This is a genomic window from Salinicoccus kekensis (assembly GCF_900220995.1).
Taxonomy (GTDB): Bacteria; Bacillota; Bacilli; order Staphylococcales; family Salinicoccaceae; genus Lacicoccus; species Lacicoccus kekensis.
In genome coordinates this window covers 587268-606745 of sequence record NZ_OBQF01000001.1, presented here as the reverse complement: position 1 = coordinate 606745, position 19478 = coordinate 587268, and the positions used below count along the sequence as shown (strand labels likewise).

The 19478-nt window shown below is 47.9% G+C and carries 23 protein-coding genes; all 23 read right to left on the bottom strand.

Annotation, left to right across the window (positions count from 1 at the left end; genetic code table 11):
* Positions 1 to 62: 62 nt before the first annotated feature.
* A complete protein-coding gene (locus CRN96_RS03055; RefSeq protein ID WP_097039027.1) occupies positions 63 to 1433 on the bottom strand; it encodes a HAMP domain-containing sensor histidine kinase in 1371 nt (456 codons plus the stop codon).
* Positions 1430 to 2104 (bottom strand): response regulator transcription factor, encoded by a 675-nt coding sequence (locus CRN96_RS03050; RefSeq protein ID WP_097039025.1) that lies wholly within the window; start codon positions 2102 to 2104, stop codon positions 1430 to 1432. Before CRN96_RS03050 ends, CRN96_RS03055 begins: the two co-directional genes overlap by 4 nt.
* A gap of 75 nt (positions 2105 to 2179) precedes the next feature.
* Entirely contained in the window at positions 2180 to 2800 is a 621-nt protein-coding gene (locus CRN96_RS03045; RefSeq protein WP_097039023.1) for a GNAT family N-acetyltransferase, read from the bottom strand.
* Positions 2801 to 2901: 101 nt separating this feature from the next.
* On the bottom strand, positions 2902 to 3525 hold the full coding sequence (locus CRN96_RS03040) for a phosphatase PAP2 family protein (protein WP_097039022.1): 624 nt from the start codon (positions 3523 to 3525) through the stop codon (positions 2902 to 2904).
* Positions 3522 to 4604 carry an undecaprenyldiphospho-muramoylpentapeptide beta-N-acetylglucosaminyltransferase gene (locus CRN96_RS03035; RefSeq protein ID WP_097039020.1) on the bottom strand — a complete coding sequence of 361 codons (1083 nt, stop codon included), beginning with the start codon at positions 4602 to 4604 and terminating at the stop codon, positions 3522 to 3524. Before CRN96_RS03035 ends, CRN96_RS03040 begins: the two co-directional genes overlap by 4 nt.
* A gap of 94 nt (positions 4605 to 4698) precedes the next feature.
* On the bottom strand, positions 4699 to 6264 hold the full coding sequence (locus tag CRN96_RS03030) for a S41 family peptidase (RefSeq protein ID WP_097039018.1): 1566 nt from the start codon (positions 6262 to 6264) through the stop codon (positions 4699 to 4701).
* 124 nt (positions 6265 to 6388) lie between these two features.
* The gene (gene deoD, locus CRN96_RS03025; RefSeq protein WP_097039016.1) at positions 6389 to 7102 is read right to left on the bottom strand and encodes a purine-nucleoside phosphorylase; all 714 of its coding nucleotides are present in this window, start codon (positions 7100 to 7102) and stop codon (positions 6389 to 6391) included.
* 18 nt (positions 7103 to 7120) lie between these two features.
* Positions 7121 to 7342 carry a YozE family protein gene (locus tag CRN96_RS03020; protein ID WP_097039014.1) on the bottom strand — a complete coding sequence of 74 codons (222 nt, stop codon included), beginning with the start codon at positions 7340 to 7342 and terminating at the stop codon, positions 7121 to 7123.
* Positions 7342 to 7845, bottom strand: coding sequence for a PTS sugar transporter subunit IIA (locus tag CRN96_RS03015; protein WP_097039012.1), 504 nt, complete (start codon positions 7843 to 7845; stop codon positions 7342 to 7344). Before CRN96_RS03015 ends, CRN96_RS03020 begins: the two co-directional genes overlap by 1 nt.
* Positions 7846 to 7859: 14 nt before the next feature.
* Positions 7860 to 8288: a peptide-methionine (R)-S-oxide reductase MsrB gene (gene msrB, locus CRN96_RS03010; RefSeq protein WP_097039010.1), complete on the bottom strand. Its 429-nt coding sequence runs from the start codon at positions 8286 to 8288 to the stop codon at positions 7860 to 7862.
* Positions 8288 to 8809, bottom strand: a complete 522-nt coding sequence (gene msrA / locus CRN96_RS03005; protein WP_097039008.1) for a peptide-methionine (S)-S-oxide reductase MsrA — start codon at positions 8807 to 8809, stop codon at positions 8288 to 8290. The genes msrB and msrA overlap by 1 nt, the downstream gene beginning before the upstream one ends.
* A gap of 17 nt (positions 8810 to 8826) precedes the next feature.
* Positions 8827 to 9375 (bottom strand): DUF2140 family protein, encoded by a 549-nt coding sequence (locus tag CRN96_RS03000; protein ID WP_097039005.1) that lies wholly within the window; start codon positions 9373 to 9375, stop codon positions 8827 to 8829.
* A gap of 11 nt (positions 9376 to 9386) precedes the next feature.
* Positions 9387 to 9866, bottom strand: a complete 480-nt coding sequence (locus CRN96_RS02995; protein WP_097039004.1) for a dihydrofolate reductase — start codon at positions 9864 to 9866, stop codon at positions 9387 to 9389.
* 11 nt (positions 9867 to 9877) lie between these two features.
* Positions 9878 to 10831, bottom strand: a complete 954-nt coding sequence (locus tag CRN96_RS02990) for a thymidylate synthase (RefSeq protein ID WP_097039002.1) — start codon at positions 10829 to 10831, stop codon at positions 9878 to 9880.
* Between the two features lie 186 nt (positions 10832 to 11017).
* Positions 11018 to 11455 (bottom strand): BrxA/BrxB family bacilliredoxin, encoded by a 438-nt coding sequence (locus CRN96_RS02985; RefSeq protein WP_097039000.1) that lies wholly within the window; start codon positions 11453 to 11455, stop codon positions 11018 to 11020.
* 1 nt (position 11456) lies between these two features.
* Positions 11457 to 12263 carry a virulence factor gene (locus tag CRN96_RS02980; protein ID WP_245844525.1) on the bottom strand — a complete coding sequence of 269 codons (807 nt, stop codon included), beginning with the start codon at positions 12261 to 12263 and terminating at the stop codon, positions 11457 to 11459.
* Between the two features lie 17 nt (positions 12264 to 12280).
* Positions 12281 to 12568 carry a NifU N-terminal domain-containing protein gene (locus tag CRN96_RS13360; protein ID WP_245844524.1) on the bottom strand — a complete coding sequence of 96 codons (288 nt, stop codon included), beginning with the start codon at positions 12566 to 12568 and terminating at the stop codon, positions 12281 to 12283.
* An 11-nt stretch (positions 12569 to 12579) separates the two neighbouring features.
* Positions 12580 to 12753, bottom strand: a complete 174-nt coding sequence (locus CRN96_RS02975; protein ID WP_097038998.1) for a zinc-finger domain-containing protein — start codon at positions 12751 to 12753, stop codon at positions 12580 to 12582.
* A 60-nt stretch (positions 12754 to 12813) separates the two neighbouring features.
* Positions 12814 to 13209: a ribonuclease HI family protein gene (locus tag CRN96_RS02970; RefSeq protein ID WP_097038996.1), complete on the bottom strand. Its 396-nt coding sequence runs from the start codon at positions 13207 to 13209 to the stop codon at positions 12814 to 12816.
* 9 nt (positions 13210 to 13218) lie between these two features.
* On the bottom strand, positions 13219 to 14109 hold the full coding sequence (locus CRN96_RS02965) for a 5'-3' exonuclease (protein WP_097038994.1): 891 nt from the start codon (positions 14107 to 14109) through the stop codon (positions 13219 to 13221).
* A 12-nt stretch (positions 14110 to 14121) separates the two neighbouring features.
* Positions 14122 to 14949, bottom strand: a complete 828-nt coding sequence (locus tag CRN96_RS02960; RefSeq protein ID WP_097038992.1) for a sulfurtransferase — start codon at positions 14947 to 14949, stop codon at positions 14122 to 14124.
* Positions 14950 to 18324, bottom strand: coding sequence for a dynamin family protein (locus tag CRN96_RS02955; protein WP_097038990.1), 3375 nt, complete (start codon positions 18322 to 18324; stop codon positions 14950 to 14952).
* Positions 18325 to 19446, bottom strand: coding sequence for a THUMP domain-containing class I SAM-dependent RNA methyltransferase (locus tag CRN96_RS02950; RefSeq protein ID WP_097038987.1), 1122 nt, complete (start codon positions 19444 to 19446; stop codon positions 18325 to 18327).
* Between the last annotated feature and the right edge of the window lie 32 nt (positions 19447 to 19478).

The following is a 19478-nucleotide window of genomic DNA, read 5'->3' as shown; positions in this document are numbered from 1 at the left end:
TTAATTATTATACATTTACCATTTTAGCACTATACATTAGTATTTTAAAGACGCTTAATTTATCATTTGTCCTTATTCAGCGGGAATCTGATAATAACTTTTGTAAAATTACCTTCCTCGCTTTCGAACCAAACCTGGCCATCATAATTTTCAATCAGTTTTTTTGCGATGGATAATCCGAGCCCATTGCCACCCTGTTGTCTGCTCCTTGATTTGTCCACCCTGTAAAATCTGTTGAAAACATTTTCAAGATCCTCTTCAGGAATGCCTATGCCGTGATCTTTGATCATGATGTCAAAATGGTCATCGTGCTTCTCCGTACTTGTGATGATATATTTATGCTCTGTATCATATTTAACAGCATTATCAAGGAATATCAATAAAAGCTGCTCAAAGTGATGGTTGTTGATCTGGAAGCGTATATCATCATGCGTATGTTCAACGGCAAAGTGGTAATCCGGATGGATTTTTTTCATGCTGCTGACGCGCGAATTGATTTCATCGACGATGTTGATCGATTCAATCTCCTCAAGCTGCCTCGGGTTGTTCTTCGTCAAAAGCAGCAGCTCCTCCACGAGCTTGTTGATGCGGTGCAGCTCATCAATCGAGATCTGCAGGGATTCATTTAAGACTTTAGGGTCATCCTTCCCCCAGCGGTTGATCAGCTTCAGATGCCCCTGGATGATCTGGAGCGGTGTCCTCAGTTCATGGGATGCATCCTCGACGAACTGCTTCTGCTGGTTGAATGACTCCTCCAGTGAATCCATCATGTTGTTGAATGAAGTCACCATATAGTCCGTCTCCTCAGTATCGGTCTTCAAAGACAACCGTTCCGATACACCCTCCCCTTCTATCCTTTTAAGCTGATTGGCAATGCTCCTGATCGGCTTGACCATCTGGGTCGAGAAGAAATAGCTGACGATCGATGTGAATAATATCGACAGGAATCCGATCAATAAAGCGATCATGACCATCGTACGAATGATCAGGTAATAATTGTCAAGCGGATGGATGACGGTCAGGTAGCCGTTCCAGTACATCGAATCAATGTTTGAACGGCCGACCAGATAGTTGCCGTCCTCGGTTTCAAGGGATGTGATGACATCATCCCCCACCGGAATGAAGTCGACCGGCAGATCGGTAAGATCATTGGTGGGTTCGGTGCTGACGATATTCCCGCTGCGGGTGTAGAGGATCATCGTCTGTTCATCATAAAGGCTGGTGAGGATGTCATTCCTTGAGATCGTATTGATCGGCTGGGATTCATATATATGCTGCAGTTCATCCATGCTCCGGTCAAGCGCCCTTTCTTCAAGATCCCGCAGGTACAGGCTGGTGAAATATATCAGCAGCGTACTGAAGATCAGGTAAGTGAAGGAGATGATCAGCGTCGACAGCCTCAGCCATTTGTATTTCAATGAGTTCCTGTTCATGATCTCACCACATACCCCACTCCCCGTACGGTCTCGATGATCTTATGTTTATTGAAAGGTTTGAGCTTGTTCCGCAGGTACCTTATGTACACATCGACGACATTCGTCTCCACCTCACTGTCATAACCCCACACATGCTCAAGTATCTGCTCCCGCCTTAAGACGATCCCTGCATTTTTGCACAGCAGATATAAAAGCTCATATTCCGTTTTTGTGAGTTCCAGTTCCATATCATCGATCGTCACCCTGTAGGCGGAGATATCTATGGAAATGCCGTGGAGGGAAAGGATTTTGCTGTGATTTTCAGATGCATCCCCCCTTCTCAGCATCACCCTGATCCGTGCGAGCAGCTCTTCTATTTCGAAAGGCTTCACTATGTAATCATCGGCACCGTAATCCAGGCCGACGACCTTGTCGTACGTCTCCCCTTTGGCGGTGATCATGATGATCGGGGTGTTTTTCGATTTTCGTATTCTTCTGCACACTTCGAGGCCGTTGAGCGCAGGCAGCATAAGATCGAGGAGGATGCAGTCGAAATCCTGGTTCAATGCCTTATCGAGGCCGTCCTCACCGTCTGCACTGAGTGTCACGGCATAACCTTCATGTTTCAATTCCAGTTCTATGAAACGTGCCAGATTCAATTCATCTTCTATGACGAGCACATGCTTCATGTAATCACATCCTTTAATTCATCATACCATTATCATATATATGAAAACAAAAAAACACATAATGTGAATTATGTGTCAGCTTGCTGATATTTCAGGTGTATCCATCATATAACTTTTCTGCTTAATCAATAAATTCTTCTTCACTTCAGGCCATTCATCATCAATGATCGAGAAGATGATGAGGTTTCTCGGAACACCATGCAGTGCCCTTTCTTTTCTGAGCACGCCTTCCTTCGTGAAGCCGAGGCGTTCGACTGCTTTGGCGCTGCGTTCGTTCCTCTCATCCACCCGGACCTGGACGCGCATCATATTCAGTGTTTCAAAACAGAACTCCAGCAGCAGGTACTTGCTGTCTGAATTTACAAAAGACCTTTGAGCTTTCGTGCCGAACCATGTGGCGCCGATCTCACAGCTCTGCCTCTCGTAATCGATATGCTGAATCCTTGTACTGCCGACGACTTCGCCGGTGGTCTTCAATATCACCGCAAACGGTATACTTTTCAACTGGTTCCTCAGTTCGATGGCACTTTGGATCCATTCATTCATTAATGGAAGGGTGGTCGCCTGGAACAGCATATATGACCAGATGTTTTCATGGTTGATCGCCTGCAGTTCATCTGCATGGCTTAACTGCAGTGGAATGAGCTTGATCCTCTCATTTTCGAGTGTGATGGATTCATATAAATTTACAGCCATTCGGGGTCACCCGCCTTGTCTTTATATTGTGCAGATTAATTATAATTGCGGCAATCAAAAATGGCAATGCAAATTTTTTATGCATTGCCATTTAATATTTTTTATATATAACTGCTTCTTTTGAACTTGTTATGGAGCAGATAGCTTGTGCCCATGACGACTGCAGTGCCGATTGTGATGCCTGCAATCACATCCGTCGGATAATGCACACCGAGGTACACCCGCGATGAGGAGATCATCAATATGAAGAATCCACACAACGCATACAGTACGCCTTTATTGTTCAACGAAGTCTTTTGAATGATCGCCATCAGCGACCCGAAAAATATCGAGGAGCCCGTAGCATGGCCGCTTGGAAAACTGAAGCCTGAAATGTCGATCAGGCGGAGCAGTGACGGTCTCTCCCTGTCGAAAGCATTCTTCATCACAGGAATCATGATGCTGCTTGTAAGCATGGAGATGACAAGGAAAAGTGTATGGATCTTCAATTTATAGAGCATCAGTATGGCAATCATGATCAGAGACAGGATGATCATGGAAATCACTTCACCGATCTGGGTGAATCCAAGCATCAGGGCGGTGGTGATGAAACTTTCCGAAGCATAGATGAACTCATACACTTCCCGGTCGATCCACTGCCCGGCCCTCGATTCATGGAATACGGCGATGACGCCGAATATCAATGTGAAAACTAAAAACAAGGATAATTTCTTTACTCGGCTCACTCCACTTCCTCCTCATCCAGCAGCATTTCAACCAGCATCGCCGGCTTGAATCCTCCATCATACTCCTTCATTTTCCTGATGATTTCATCACGGTTCCTGTTGATCATCTCCATTTTCTCCTGGAAATTATGAAGCGTCAAATCTTCTTCTGGGATCACCTCGGCATACCCCTGATGAGAGAAATATTCGGCATTTTCAATCTGGTCCCCCCTCGACTGGCTGAGCGGCAGGGGAACCAGGATCATCGGCTTATGATTGAGGAGCAGCTCATAGATGGCGTTGGAACCGCTGCGGCCGATCACTATATCCGCGATTTCCATCAGGTGTGCAAGCTCTTCTCCGGCGAATTCGAACTGGATATAGTTTTCATGTCCGTTCAGATTTTCATCGGCGTTGCCTTTTCCGCATAAATGGATGATCTGATGATGTTCCGTGAGGTCTTCTATATTCTCCCGGATGAATTGATTGATGGACCTTGCTCCGAGGGAACCGCCCATGAATAAAAGGACCGGCTTATCAGCTGTGAACCCGGTGATGGAAAAACCGGCAGCCCGGTCTCCTCCCGAGAGCTCCTCCCTGATCACCGGGCCGAGGAGTTCGGTCTTGTCCGCCGGCAGGTAATCCATCGTCTTCTCGAAAGTCACGAAACATTTCGTCGCAAACTTTGTCGAGATTTTATTCGCAAGACCCGGTGTCAGGTCGGACTCATGGATATAGACCGGAATATTCAATGATTTGGCTGCGAGCACCACCGGCACGCTGACAAAGCCGCCTTTTGAAAATACAAATTCCGGCTTCTCTTTTTTCAATACTCTTCTTGCATCGAGGATGCCTTTCGTCACTTTGAAGATATCCTTCAGGTTTTCAAGAGATATATACCGCCTTAATTTTCCGCTGGAGATTGAATGGTATTTGATGGATGTCGGGCTGATCATTTCCTTTTCGATGCCATCTTTTGAACCTACGTACACCGGCTCTACATCCCGGTTGATGAACTCCGGTATCAGCAGTTTATTCAGCATGACATGGCCGACAGTCCCGCCTCCGGTTAATATTGCTTTGCGTCGTGAAGATTTCATGGCAACCTCCGTAATATGTTTATGCTATAACTTTAAACCATTTGAAGATTTGAGACAATAAAAGTCGCACAAAATTTTGTGCGACCTGGGTTTATCATTCAGTTGAATTTTCTGATGCGTCTTCCTGCAGTTCTTCCAAAGTGGGGATCTCGATATGACGCGCATTATCTTCTGCAATTTCTTCAATTTCCCCGGCACCATGTTCTCCGGTGATATAGCTGATGAGATACTCGAGCTGAGCGTCATTTTCATTGATGTAATTCCTCAGTTCCGACATGAGCAGCCGGGATGTTTCACCTGTAACGTTGCCATCGGCTTCAAGGTCATTATCCTCCTGGAAGCTCTCGACTGCTGAAGTCAGGGTTTCATCGAAAACTTCATTGATCGTCCCGGCTTCATAACCCAAAGTTTCAAGGGCGACTTTTATGGAAATGACTGTTTCGCTCTCTTGGTCTTCGGTGTAGACATCATCTTCATTCAATATCTCCACCCTGTAGTAATCAGGGTTCACGAGTTCCAGCTCAGGTGTGATGCCTTCGTTATGGATCCAACGGCCTTCAGGTGTCAGCCATTTCGTATTGGTGTATTTGAGCATGGAATCATCACTGAATTCCTGCGTCTGCTGCACGACACCTTTACCGAACGACTGTGTACCGGCAATGATGACATCTTCGAAATGATCATCCAGTGCACCGGCGAATACTTCAGATGCACTTGCAGACCCCTCATTGATGAGGATGTGGAGATTCATATCTTCCGTATTTTCGTTGTGGGGGCCTTCCGTCATCAGCGGCATCTGTTGTCCGTCACTGTCTTCCAGAAGCAGTGCGATTTCATCCTCCGGAATGAACTGGTTGATCAGCGTCACTGCTTCGGAAAGCAGTCCGCCCGGGTTGTAGCGGAAATCCACGATGATGTCTTCGATTCCATCCTCGGCAGCCTGATTGATGCTCTCCTCGAATTCTTCCGTCGTACCCTGCTGGAACCTGTTGATGCTGATATGTCCGACACCGTCGAATTCTTCATATGTCACGCTGTCGATATGGATGGTGTCCCGCGTGACGGTGATGTCCATCGGCTCGCTTTCCCCGCGCACAATCGTGAGGACGACATCCGTCCCCTTCTCGCCGCGTATGAGCTGGACTGCTTCGGTCGTGTTCATCCCTTCCAGGCTTTCCCCGTCCACGGCTATGATCTGATCGCCGGGTTCAATGCCAGCGGCTTCCGCCGGTGAGCCTCTCATCGGTGATGTGATGATGATGCGGTTGCCTTCCTGGATGACCTCTGCACCGATGCCTTCAAAATCCCCGGTGACCGTCTCCTGGAAGGCATCTGTTGCCTCCATGTTCATGTATTCACTGTATGGATCATCCAGCCCCTGCACCATACCGTCAATCGCGGATTCAATCAGTTCTTCATTGTCGACCTCATCATAAAAGTCGGTGGAAATGGTGTCATACACGCTGTACAGCTTTGAAAATTCGCTTCTTGTATCCGTACCTACATTGACCGCCTTTTCAGTTCCGGCCTCCAGGCTGAGTGCTGTGATCACACTTGATAATATCACTGCAGCCAGTATGGTGATGATCAACCAGAAAGGGTTGATGCTTATTTTTTTCGATTTGAAATTCGTTTCTTTTGGATCATGGTTTTCATTCAAATTACCCACACCTTATTCCTATTGGCATAATATTTATATTCTATCAGTAACTTACCAATAATTAAAGAAAAAGAACAGTGGGGCACCCCCACTGTTCTGCTGCAGATCTTAAAGTTGTCGAATATTATTCACCGGCGAACGGCAGAGCTGCATCAAGTGCGACTTCAATCATCTCGTTGAAAGTCGTCTGACGCTCTTCACTGGATGTCGCTTCGCCCGTCAGTACATGATCGGATACCGTCAGTATGGCCAGTGCACGTGCATCGAATTTTTTACTGATGGTGAATAATGCCGCTGATTCCATTTCCAGCGCCAGTATGCCGTACTTCGCCATCATTTCAACATCACCTTTTTCATCATAGAAGGAATCAGCCGTAAATACATTCCCCACTTTGACTTCGAGGTTTTTTTTCTTCGCTTCATTATAGCTTGAGAGAAGCAGTTCGAAATCCGACGTCGGCGCATATTCAAAATTGCCGAACAGCTTCCTGTTCTGGAAGGAATCCGTGGATGCACTCTGGGCGATGATGACATCACGCACTTTCACATCTTTTTGGATCGCACCGCATGTACCGACACGGATCAGGTTTTTGACGCCGTATTCTTCCATCAGTTCATGGACATAAATTGAAATGGAAGGTACACCCATGCCCGTGCCCATCACGGAAATGCGTTTTCCTTTATAAGTCCCGGTGAAGCCCAGCATGTTACGGACTTCATTGAAGCAGGTTACATCTTCTAAAAAGTTTTCAGCGATGTACTTCGCTCTGAGGGGATCCCCAGGTAAAAGGATTGTATCGGCGATATCGCCTTTTTGTGCGTTGATATGAATACTCATTATTGGAACTCCTTTTTCTTAGTGGTTTAGCCAGTCTTGATAATCCCGGTAAGTTTCATCAAACGTGGTGAGGGTGATATCCGGATAAGGGTTTCTTTCCAGATACTCACTGATTTTCTGGTAATCGGTTTCCTGTTTTGGGAACATGGAGTCGTTCTTTATGAAGTCACTGAGCGTTCCTGCTTCGGACTGCTCGTCCGTCCGTGTCTTCATATACTGGTAATAGGAATAATCTTTCATCAGCTGATCTCCGCGGAGGCGACGACGGTCTGTCCGCCGGCCACTTCACCTGTCTCGAGGACATCAAACGACTGAAGGGCATCGCTGTTGGTGATGATGACAGGTGAAATCGTGCTGTCTGCTTCTTTGGTCACAAGGTCCATATCGAAGCTTACCAGCCTGTCACCGGCCCTCACGTTATCGCCTTCACTGACATGTCCTGTGAAGCCCCTGCCGTCCATGGCGACGGTTTCAAGGCCAATGTGGATCAGTAGTTCTATGCCGTTCGCAGCTTTGATGCCGACAGCATGATTGGTGGGAAAGACCTGCATGATTTCCCCGTCGATGGGTGAGACGACTTCACCGTCTGACGGTTCTATGCCGAATCCTTCCCCCATCATCTTTTCTGAAAAAACAGGGTCGGGAATATCTTCGATTTTGACATATCTGCCATTCATCGGACTTTTTATCTCGAGCAGTTTGTCGGCAGGTTCTTCTTTCTTCCGAAATAGATTCTTAAACATTGAACCAACTCCCATTAGTCATTAAAGTAGTCTACGTATTCCTCATACCCTTTTTCTTTGAGCTCACTCTTCGGAATAAAAATCACGGCTGCTGAATTGATGCAGTAGCGCAGTCCCCCGAGTTCTTCAGGTCCGTCTTCGAATACGTGCCCCAGATGACTGTCTGATGCCTCGCTGCGGACTTCGGTGCGCCTCATGCCGAAAGAATCGTCGAAGTGCTCGGAAATATCTTCCGAGATGCCTTTTGCGAAACTCGGCCAGCCGCAGGATGAATGGAACTTGTCCTTTGATGTGAAAAGAGGCTTGCCGCTGAGTTTGTCGACATAGATGCCTTCTTCAAAATTATCCCAGTATTCGTTCTGGAAAGGCGTTTCAGTGCCCTGCTCCTTCATCACTTTATACTCTGTACGGGTCAGGTCTTCAATATTTTTTTTAACGCTCATTATGATTCACTCCAATGATTTTCTAAAAATGATTTACGTCCGGAACCTTTATAATATGCATTATAGTGTCCCTTGTTCTTCTTATAGAAATCCTGGTGTTCCTCTTCTGCCTCGTAGAAGCTTTTGAAAGGCAGTACCGGTGTGTTGATCGGTTTGTCGAAAACATTGCTGTCATCAAGCTCTTTTATCACTCTTTCGGCAGTCTCTTTCTGTGCTTCATCGTGGTACAGTACCGCAGGCATATACTGGCTGCCCCTGTCACCGAACTGGCCTTCTACATCTGTCGGGTCGAAAGTCTTGAAGAAAATCTGCAGAATCTCTTCGTAGGAAATCACATCTTCATCGTAATCAATCTGGACGGTCTCAATATGACCGGTTGTACCGGTGCTTACCTGTGCGTAAGTCGGATTTTCCACTTCTCCGTTGGAATACCCGGAAATGACGCTGTTGACGCCGTCCCACTGGTCGAATGGTTTAACCAGACACCAGAAACAGCCGCCGCCTAATGTCGCTTTTGCCAAAATTCTCACCTCATAAGTTAGTCTTCAAAAGAAAAATACCATGCATTGTTTTGATAATCAATCTCTTCGACATCGACAGACAAGTCTGTAAACTCATCAAAAAGAGCTTTATCTATCACCAGAGCCCTGGATTCTGTGCTGAACGCCATACCTTCGGGAAGGTCCGCCCCGGTCCTGATCAATGTATATGCCATATCCTCGGATAATGGCAGCCGCCCGATTGAAATATTGCTGATTTCAAAAATCAGTTCCGTCTCGGCGATATACGGCTCCAGGTTGAATATTGTATCAAAGTTCATGTTTAAATACTCGTTCTCCGCCATCAGTTGTATATTTTCCTCATCTATGGTGACGGCGATATCATCTGCACCATCCTGCAGGAATGAATTCAAAAGAAATTCAACGGTATGGTTTTCAAGGGTGATCACATGCTCAGCCTGGTCACCATCCGGCGCATCAACTGGATCCAATTCCCCGTAGTCGCCTGAAAGGAATATGAAAAGGCCTGCCAGTACTGCTGCATTGATGACAAGCAGCCCTATGAATAACCATTTCCAGATATTCATGGCAGCGTCCTTCAGAGGTTTCTTCTGAGATGCAGGAATTCATGTGCATATTTGTTCTTTTCATCCACTACGCCCGGTGCGATATCAACGATTTCCCATTCCGATATATCATAGTCGGGGAAGAACGTGTCACCGGCAAAAGTTTCATGGATCCTTGTAATATACATTTCATCGACCATGTGCATCGTCTGCTCATATACGGCCGCGCCGCCAAAGATGAAAACTTTGTCTTCAAGGTCTTTAATCTCTTCGATGTCATGGATCACTTCCACACCTTCGGTGACAAACTCTTCGTTGCGTGTCAAAACGACGTTCCTGCGGTTTGGCAGAGGTTTCCCCAATGTATCGAGCGTATTCCTGCCCATCACGATCGTATTGCCTTCCGTCAGGTTTTTCAATCTCTTCAAATCAGCGGGAAGGTTCCATGGCATATCGCCCTTGAACCCGATCACATTCTGATTGGCATGTGCCACAATTAAAGATACCATAATGTTCCTCCTGTCTATACTGCAATCGGTGCTTTGATATAAGGATGAGACTCGTAGCCCACCACTTCGAAATCTTCATAATCAATCTCAAAAATTGATGCATCACTGTTGATCTTCAAGGATGGGGGCGCAAAGCTGTCCCTTGCGAGCTGTTTATCAACTGCTTCGAGGTGATTTGCATATATATGGGCATCCCCCATCGTATGAACGAAGTCACCGGCTTCAAGGTTGCATTCTTTTGCCACCATCAAAAGGAGCAGCGAATAACTCGCAATATTGAAAGGTACGCCGAGGAACACATCAGCACTCCTCTGATAGAGCTGCAGGCTGAGCCTGCCATCCTTGACATAAAACTGGAAGAAGGAGTGGCACGGCGGCAGAGCCATCGTATCGATCTCCGCCGGGTTCCATGCTGTGACGATATGGCGTCTTGAGTCGGGGTTCGTCTTGATTGCCTCAATTACATTTTTCAGCTGGTCGATGGACTCGCCGTCCGGACCGATCCAATCCCGCCACTGTTTCCCGTATACATTCCCGAGATCACCGTACTTGCGGCTGAAATCATCGTCGGTGAGGATCCGGTCCTTGAATTTTTTCATTTCATCCTTATAAATGGTGTTGAATTCTTCATCCTTAAGTGCACGGCGGCCGAAATCGGTCATGTCCGGTCCGTCATACTCCTCTGATTCAACCCATTTTTTGAACGCCCATTCGTTCCATATATTATTGTCGTATTCAAGCAGGAACCTGATGTTCGTATCGCCGCGTATGAACCAGATCAACTCGGTTGCAATCATTTTGAACAAAACCTTCTTCGTAGTGAGCAAAGGGAATCCTTCAGATAAATCGAACCGCATTTGATGGCCGAACACTGAATACGTTCCTGTACCGGTCCGGTCATCCTTGAAAGTGCCTTCCGATCTGATGCGTCCGAGCAGGTCATGATAGACATTATCAAAATTATTCATACTACCCCTCTTTTCTTTTTCAAAGGACTTCTATATAATTGATTATAATAATAAAATGATTATTTGGAGTGTTGATTATGGAACTCATCTTTTCAATCGGCCTCGTTCTGATGGCAGCATGGTTTACATCACTGTGCATAACAGAATAGATTAAATGATAACCAGGAATGTGCATTCCTGGTTTTTTTATGAAATATTCTCATCGAATGATTCTTTTATATCCATCATCAGGTCGTTGATGTCACGGCCTTCTATATGTTCGCGCGGCATGAAATGCACGAGCTCACGGCCTTTGAAAAGTGCGTATGAAGGACTTGAAGGCGGTTCGCCGATAAACTCCCTGAGCCTTGCCGTCGCTTCACGGTCCTGACCTGCAAACACCGTCGCTTTGTGCGTCGGTTTCTTCGGATTCTGCTCTGCGACCGTCACTGCCGCCGGACGTGCAAGGCCGGCCGCACAGCCGCAGACGCTGTTGATCACCACAAATGCAGTTTCATCCTCATCCAGTGAATTCATGAATTCATCCACACTGTCCGGCGTCGTCAAATCTTTGAACTCACGGTTCGTCAACTCTTCGCGCATCGGTTTTGCGACTTCTTTCATATACTCTTCGTACGGGTTCAAATCATCGCTCCCTTTCCTGAATCTGTTTCCATACACTGCCCATTGCCGCTTCGCCTTTCTCTATACGGGCGATCGCCATTTCCTTTTGAAGCCTGACGTCATATTGCTGGTCTTCCTTATATTCATACAGGTGAGGCAGGCTCTCTTCATCACCGACTTCATAGATGAACATCGCAGCACGCCAGCGCACGATCGGGCTTCTGTCATCCAGCAGGGGATACATGTCCCGGAGCCCTTCCTTGAAGCCGAGATCACTGTATCCGTCCCCGGCGGTCCTTCTGACCGGCACGGCCTTATCCTGGAGCCCGATGTTCAAATACTGAAGCGTCTCCCTGTCTTCGATCATGGCAAGCAGATAGACGGCGGTCCTGCGCACCTGCATCTTTTCATCCTGCAGTGCGAGGGAGAGCACTTCATAGTCATCCTTGCCCGGATTCTCCATATGATCGAGGAGGTTCAGGCGCTCTTTCCAGTCGGCGGCCGCCTTGAATTCCCCGACACTCACCTTACGGTATTCCTTCGGTTTCGGCGGCTGCTTCTGCCTCGCTTCAGCGACCATCTCCTTCAGAGTTTCATCATCGTATAAGGCGTTGATCTCCTCGGTCACTTCCGTGAACACTTCTTCGGGGGTGCCGTAACGCGTCGAGCTCTGTTCCCATTTGCGTCCCATGATGATGTTATCTTCAGGCAGTGTTGCTTCGGCGACTGCATTGACGAATCTGTCATCCAGCTGGCGCCGGTGCTCTTCCCCGTCATTCAGCTTGATCTGGTAAGGAATGCCTTTGAAAGTCAGGACCTGGACATTCACTTCACCGTAGGTATTATTTACTGGTTTTTTTTTACTTCCGAATCGTCACTGCCGGAATTGAATGTGTTTTCTATCTTCGGGATGAGGGTTTCCCAGTCTGATTTCGGTGATTTATCCACCGAGATGAAATCCATTGCATGAAATACGCTTGTCACATCTTCAAGTTCAAGCACTTTATTGATGAATTCAGGATTCTCATCAGAAACTTTTCTGTATGTTGCTGATTTCATATCCCCTTTTTCCTCACTCACAGTGATTTTCATTGTATTAGGACTTGGTGTCGGTTCGATTCTTACGATTTCCATTGATAATCCTCCTATTGTAGTTGATTTCCATGGCTGCGGATCTTGAGTCCCACCGAGCATTCCGTAATGCAGAATTTATGTGCACTCGCCCGGGTGCCCTGTTTCCTGTTCAGCTTTTTGAGCAGGCAGCCATGGCAGTATTTTTCTTCAAGTTGGTTGATTTTAAATAAGGTTTTCTCTTTCATGTTCAACCTCCTTAATCAATTATACAGAAAACGCCGGTATAAAAAAAGGAATGACTTTCATCATCCCTTCGTATACTTATAAAGCGCTTCTTTGGCCAGGTGGTCGGCTGATTTGTTCCTCCCCCTCGGGGTGTGGCTGACCAAAAACAAATCAAAGTTTCCAAGTTTCGATTGGATATTATTGTAGTGTATCTGATATTTTTTGTTTTTCACGAACTGTTTGTCGAAGCTGTCTGCGATGATTTTGGAATCAGTATGGATGATGGCAGATCTGATGCCGTGCTCAACCGCCTTATCCAGCGCATGGTCCAGTGTCGCCCATTCCGCTTCATGGTTATCCATCGCCCCGAGGTCGAAAGTGAACTCAAGCCTGCCGTTTTCATCTTTTATGACGGCGGCACCGGCAGCGTGCACCGGATTCTGCCGGGCTGCCGCATCAATGTATATCTGTGCCATGACGCCCTCCTATATATTCAGTGTCTGCAGGTACCTGCGGGTGATGCTGAGGTCGTGCCGGATGAGGGTGTCTTCAATCTTCTCCTTATCCAGTATAAGCCTGCGGTGATTCAAATATTCCTCATGTGAGAATTCGACGTCCGTAATGATTTTGGCAAGTCTGTATGACATCTGGAGTGAGGACATGTCATTCAGGACCTTGGTCCGTATACCCTTGCTCAGCGCATCGATGTTTTGGATCATATTGTCAATGCTGCCATATTCACAGATGAGTTTCAGGGCGGTCTTTTCACCGATGCCCTTCACCCCGAAATATCCATCGCCCGGGTCCCCCATCAAAGCTTTCACATCGATGAACTGTGCGGGTGTGATGGCATACTCTTCCTTGAAGACGGACTCCGTATAATGATTATATTCCGAGAAGCCCTTTTTTGTCAGCCATATTTCATTGCTGCCGCCGAGCAGCTGGAGAAGGTCCCGGTCCCCGCTGACGATGAGGAGGTCATCATAATTCGCTGCCAGTGTGCCGATGATGTCGTCCGCTTCATACCCATGGATGCCAAGCTGATATATACCCATGTCATGGATGACTTCCTTCACGTAGTCGAACTGGGGGATCATTTCTTCAGGCGGCGCCTCCCGGTTCGCCTTATACTCCGCGAACCATTCATTGCGGATCGTCTCCTTACCCATATCCCATGTCACGACAAGATTTTCAGGGCGCGTCAGCTCGATGAGTTTGAACGTATGCCTGATCATGCCCTGGATGCCGTTGGTCGGGATGTCCCTGTCATTATGCATGAACTGGTTGCGGAAACTGGTGGCATAGAAATGGCGGAACAAGAGGGCCATTCCATCTATCACAAGTGTTTTATCAGTCGTTAGTGTTTTCTCAATCATTTAACCAAGTCCTTAAAGTGTATTTGGTGCGGTTTCTATCATGTTGGAATCATCCGTGATCCATTCCGAAAAGCTTCCGGCATATAATTTCACATTGATGCCTTTGTGATGGAGCAGTGTGAACATCGGCGTCGCACTCATGCCGGACCCGCAGTAGACGATGACTTCTTCATACGCCCTGATCTTTTCCATGACATCATCAAGTGCCCCGAAGTCGATGACACCATCTGCATGGATCTTCCCGTTCGGTATGTTGACCGCACCCGGAATGTGTCCTTTTTTGTAATCCACCGGTTCAGATATGCCGAGATACCTCTCCTCACTTCTGACGTCAACAAGAAGGACATTCTCATCCAGGCGCTCCTCTACCTCTTCCATCGACCGGTAGATGTCTTCTTTGAATGAAGACTCCGTCGATTCGAACTGGATCGGAAGCTCGACATCGACCTCCCTGAATTCCTCAGCCATGCCTTTAAGCGCAGCCAGGTCATCATTGTATAAATAGGCTTTATGACCATAGAGTAAAAATAAGTAATACAGGCGGGTATGGAAGAAGCTGTTTTCATCTGCAAACAATAAAACATCATACCGGCCGCCTTCGGTGAGTGTGTCATACAGTGCATCCACCACACTCATCTCAGGGATCGGGTGCCGGCCTTCATTGATGCCGTCGAACTTGAACATATACGGCATCTGGGGGATGTGGACGGCGTGTGCCACCGCATCCCTTTGAACAAGTCTTTCCGATTCATCAAACTGATCCATGATATTGCGGCAGTCCAGGAGGATGGTTTCCTGCCTGTTCAGTTGTCCAATGGTTTCAAGATTCATTATAGTCATCTAATCATCCTTTAATCTGCTTAATGATTCGAGCAGCATCTTATCTGCTTCATAGTCACTCTCTTCAATGACTTCAGGCGGTGTTTCGAGGGCACTTTCTATTTCGGGCTTCTGGGCGGTGATATCATCCTGTAGGAGCGTCAAGTAATCGTTCACAAGCCGCTTCATCTGTTCTTCCAGACGGTCGATGTCGAGACGGGCACTGATATCTTTTGCGAATTCCAGAAGCGTGTCCCTGAAGGCCTTATGATCATTCCTCGATTGATGCAGCAATCTGGAATATTCGCTGAATCCGGAAGTCGTTATACTGATTGCAGGCTCATCTTCCGCCGGACTGTTGAATGCGAATGTCCGGCTGATGCTGGCATCCGACAGCCTTTCATTGAACTGGGTGATGTCCTGCAGCATTTCCGCTTCAGCCTGCCGGTAGACGGCGTTGAATACTGTACTGACTTCAATGGTCAGGAACTGTTCGATATTGCTTTTGATCAGCGATTCCTTTTTCACGAGGAACCGTTTGTCCTGTGCATCAGATACCGTGATCATGCCTTTCAGATGATCATAAAGCTGCAGCTCGAACCGTCTGCTGATGAATGCGAGGAGCACACCGATTTCCTGGTGCAGAGGGCTTTCCAGGCGGAATGCGCTGAAGTCCGCGAGGTCCCGGAGGAGCGCCCCTCTTGCGGATTCAATCCTCGTCCGCTCAAGATCCGCATTCTCGTACTGGCGTATATTGCTGTTGATGTTCGAAGCGAGCTGGCGTCCGGCTTCCCTCAAGGACTGTACCTGCACCGACATGGAGAGCTGGTCCGTGATGTCGAATATATTCTTCTTCGCCTCTTCGAAATCTTCATCATGGGACTGCAGTGCCTGTTTGCTTGAGACCGGGAAGATCATATTCGTGATGCCGAGGGAAATCAGCGAGTCCGACATGTAATCGATGACCTTCTCCTTATCCGCTTCATTCTTCATGAGGTCCACGGCATTGATTATGAAGATGATCGGGAAATCCTCACCCTTGATCGACTGGATATATTTTAAAAACGTTTCATCGCTTCTTGAGAAGACATGGTTGTAATACGAGACATAAATGATCAGATCACTGCCTGAGATGATGTTCCTCGTCTCCTTCGTATGCCTCTGGTTGATCGAATTGATGCCAGGTGAATCGACGAGGGTGTATTTTTCAGTGATGTCATTTTCCAGTGAGACATATGCCTTATGGATGAAGGTCGCATCCTCGTCTGAACTCACCCTGCTGATCAGTGCATCGGTGCCGATGTCCTTCGTCGTACCGAGATCCGCTTTATATTCCCCGTATTTGTTCAATATGCCGTCAAGGAACGGTTTATAAGTTTCCGGGACATTGCTGCGCTCTTTCTTTATCCATTTGAAATAGTCTTCGACATTATCATGATGGAGATTCGACAGCATGCCCAGAGTGTCCGTCAGCTCTGACTTGTTTTTATAAGTGATGGCACTGGAAGGTGCGTCATTGATTTCTGTGATCGTCGCCGTGGTCGGGTTCGGGCTCATCGCAAGGTGCGCCTCGTTCATCAGGGCGTTGATGAAAGTCGTCTTACCGGCACTGAATCCCCCGAATACACTGATGTTGGCTTTCCCTTCCTCTATGCGGGCAAGCTTATCTTTGATGGTGGCGTGGAAATCACTGTATCGTTCATTGCCTTCAATCAGTGCCGCAAGCTTATGATAAAACCCCAGGTCCTCATCGTCTGCCCCTTTGAATTTGTACCGTCCCGCGTCCCCGGCTGCTTCAGGTGCACTGATGCTTCCGCCTTCAAGTTCCACTGCCTCTGTCAGGTTCAATTTTTCGATTTCATCATCCAGGTGTATGAAGAAATGGCGGTAGCTTTTCGTTTCGATGGAATCGATCAGGCTGAGGAGCCTAAGTATCTCCTCGAATCTCCCGAGGGCATCTTTAAGTGCTTCTTCCTCCCGGGCGGAGCCGGTGCCGGATTTTTCGAGGTTTGGCATATGGCTCTGCGCTTCTGCGCTTACATCATTGACGATCGAGGCTTTCAATTTATCCATGTAATTCAGGATGAACTGGTTATTCAGGTGGCTGATCTCCTCTTTGATGAGGAGCCCCTCTTTGAAGCTGTACCTGAAAGGCTCACCTGTCAGGCCGAGTCCCGAGAAGAAGCTGTCGACGGGTGCATTCACTTCGGTCTTGAAGACGGCATCAAATTTTTCCCGGATATCATCCACCGCTTCCCGGATCATCGCTTCCTCTTTTTTCTTTTTGCCGAACAGTCCCGGCACCTTCACTTCCCCGGCAAGGATGTTCAAGTAATGTGTGATCGCCTCCTTGACCTCGTGCGGGAATATATAACTGTCCCTGACGATCTTCCTGACCGCTTCCTTGACGTGGCTGTTCAGTGTTTCATCATCACTGTGGAGGGCCTCCACCTTCGCCTTCTCGACCTCACCGTTTAAAAACCGGATATGCGACTTCACCGCTTCCACGTCTTCAATATCGACATCTTCCCCGTGGGCTTTCAGCGCATCGAGTGCTGCGCCGAGATACTCGAGCTGCTCATTTTCTATCGTTCCGGTGATCCGTTCAAAGTATGCATCCAGCACCTGTGTCCTGTCCGCTTCCCGGCTGTGGATGAATGCTTTCAGCTTATCCACCTCATTATGTTCGCATGGATATATACTGGTCGTGAAAATGTCATCGGGTGTGATGTTCCAGTCTTTTAAAGTGTTCTTTATCCTGGAGAGGAATGTCTCCATGGATATTTCCGCATCATCATGTTTATCCACCTGATTGATGATGAGTGTCAGCGGGATGTTCATCATGGACAATTCCTTCAGGAGCGACATGTTGTGTTCGCTCTCCACATGGTTGTACTCCACAGTGAAGAATATATGGTCGCTGTTCAGGAGGAACCGGTTCGTCGACTCCCGGTGGCTGTCCGTATTCGAATCCACACCGGGCGTATCCTGGAGCACCGTATTCTTTTTGAAGTCTTCATGCGCCACATCGATATTGATTGCACTGATGTCGATGTCGCGTGTGTTCAGCTCACGCAGGCCCGCATAGTCTTCGACCGGTACATACTGATACTGGTTCAGGAATGCCCTGATCTCCTCCCCGTCCCCGATCTGGACGGCGACGGTGTTGCTTGTCGTCGGGACCGGCGAGGACGGCAGTATCTCCGTTTCAAGCAGGTGGTTGATCAGCGAGGATTTGCCGGCCGAGTAGTGGCCGATGAATGAGAAGACGAGCTGATCCTTATAAGTCTTTGAAATCGCATGGTCGATCTGCGAGACGAGGTTCTCATTGTCCGATTTGAGTATTTCTTTTTTGAGTTTGTACAATACATCCAATGTCTTGAAGTCTTCACTCACTTACCGTTTCCCCCAGTACTGGTAAAAAGTCGTTTCGATGTAGCCGTTGAACAGTTTCCTGCGCTTCGTCGCCTTTTTGCCGACGATATGCTCAAACTCCTTGTTTGAAGTCATCAGATACACGCTCAAGTCCGGGTTCCGGGCCATCAGCCTGCCGACTGTGCGGTACATCTCCTCGACTTCCTTCGCCTCCCCGATGCGCTCCCCGTACGGCGGGTTGGTGACGAGCTGGACGTTGTCATGGCCGATTGTGAGATCATGGACATCCATTATGGCGAGGTCTATATTATCCTGCAGGCCGATTTCCAGTATGTTCGTCTTTGCGACTTCTATCATATGCGGATCGATGTCGGAGGCGTGTATCACGACTTCCCTGTCGTACAGTGCCTCATCTTCGAGCTTCATCCGCACCTCCTCCCACAGTTCTTCCGGGATGATGTCCCACCGTTCGCTGTCGAAGGTGCGGTTTGCGCCCGGTGCGATGTTCAGCGCCATCAGTGCCGCTTCAATCGCAATGGTGCCGGAACCGGCAAACGGGTCATACAGCGGCTTCGTCCCGTCATAATTGGCAAGTTTCAGCATGCTCGCAGCAAGCGTCTCTTTGATCGGTGCCTCCCCCTGTTCGCGCCTGTAGCCTCTCTTATGCAGTGCGTCCCCGCTCGTGTCGATGGTCAGCACTGCACGGTCCTTCAGTATGTTGACATCGATCTTATAGCGCGCACCCGTCTCGCTCAGCTTACCGTCCAGGCTGAAGGCACTCTTAAGATGTTCGACGACCGCCTTTTTTACGATCCTCTGGACATCCGGCACGCTGTACAATGTGGATTTATGGGAGCGTCCCGTCACCGGGAATTCCGCATCCGGGCCGAGTATGTCGGACCACGGCAGCGCCTTCGTCTTTTCAAACAGGTCATCGAACGTCGTCACATTGAAATCCCCGATGATGATCCGTATCCGGTCCGCCGTCCGGAGCATCAGGTTCGATCTGACGATCGCCGTCTCGTCCCCTTCGAAGTAGACCCGGCCGTTCTCAAGCGTGGTTTCATAACCCAGTGATCCGATTTCATCCGCGACGACCCTTTCAAGGCCCATCGGTGTGTTGGCTAGCATTTTAAAATTCATAATTTGTCCTCCGCATGACTCATGATATATTT

Bases quoted from the DNA above. Each gene is read 5' to 3' on its own strand.
- CRN96_RS03055 (WP_097039027.1), bottom strand. From the start codon at position 1,433: ATGAACAGGAACTCATTGAAATACAAATGGCTGAGGCTGTCGACGCTG.
- CRN96_RS03050 (WP_097039025.1), bottom strand. From the start codon at position 2,104: ATGAAGCATGTGCTCGTCATAGAAGATGAATTGAATCTGGCACGTTTC.
- CRN96_RS03045 (WP_097039023.1), bottom strand. From the start codon at position 2,800: ATGGCTGTAAATTTATATGAATCCATCACACTCGAAAATGAGAGGATC.
- CRN96_RS03035 (WP_097039020.1), bottom strand. From the start codon at position 4,604: ATGAAATCTTCACGACGCAAAGCAATATTAACCGGAGGCGGGACTGTC.
- deoD (WP_097039016.1), bottom strand. From the start codon at position 7,102: ATGAGTATTCATATCAACGCACAAAAAGGCGATATCGCCGATACAATC.
- CRN96_RS03020 (WP_097039014.1), bottom strand. From the start codon at position 7,342: ATGAAAGATTATTCCTATTACCAGTATATGAAGACACGGACGGACGAG.
- CRN96_RS03015 (WP_097039012.1), bottom strand. From the start codon at position 7,845: ATGTTTAAGAATCTATTTCGGAAGAAAGAAGAACCTGCCGACAAACTG.
- msrB (WP_097039010.1), bottom strand. From the start codon at position 8,288: ATGAGCGTTAAAAAAAATATTGAAGACCTGACCCGTACAGAGTATAAA.
- CRN96_RS03000 (WP_097039005.1), bottom strand. From the start codon at position 9,375: ATGAATATCTGGAAATGGTTATTCATAGGGCTGCTTGTCATCAATGCA.
- CRN96_RS02990 (WP_097039002.1), bottom strand. From the start codon at position 10,831: ATGAATAATTTTGATAATGTCTATCATGACCTGCTCGGACGCATCAGA.
- CRN96_RS13360 (WP_245844524.1), bottom strand. From the start codon at position 12,568: ATGGAAATCGTAAGAATCGAACCGACACCAAGTCCTAATACAATGAAA.
- CRN96_RS02975 (WP_097038998.1), bottom strand. From the start codon at position 12,753: ATGAAAGAGAAAACCTTATTTAAAATCAACCAACTTGAAGAAAAATAC.
- CRN96_RS02970 (WP_097038996.1), bottom strand. From the start codon at position 13,209: ATGGCACAGATATACATTGATGCGGCAGCCCGGCAGAATCCGGTGCAC.
- CRN96_RS02965 (WP_097038994.1), bottom strand. From the start codon at position 14,109: ATGATTGAGAAAACACTAACGACTGATAAAACACTTGTGATAGATGGA.
- CRN96_RS02960 (WP_097038992.1), bottom strand. From the start codon at position 14,949: ATGACTATAATGAATCTTGAAACCATTGGACAACTGAACAGGCAGGAA.
- CRN96_RS02950 (WP_097038987.1), bottom strand. From the start codon at position 19,446: ATGAATTTTAAAATGCTAGCCAACACACCGATGGGCCTTGAAAGGGTC.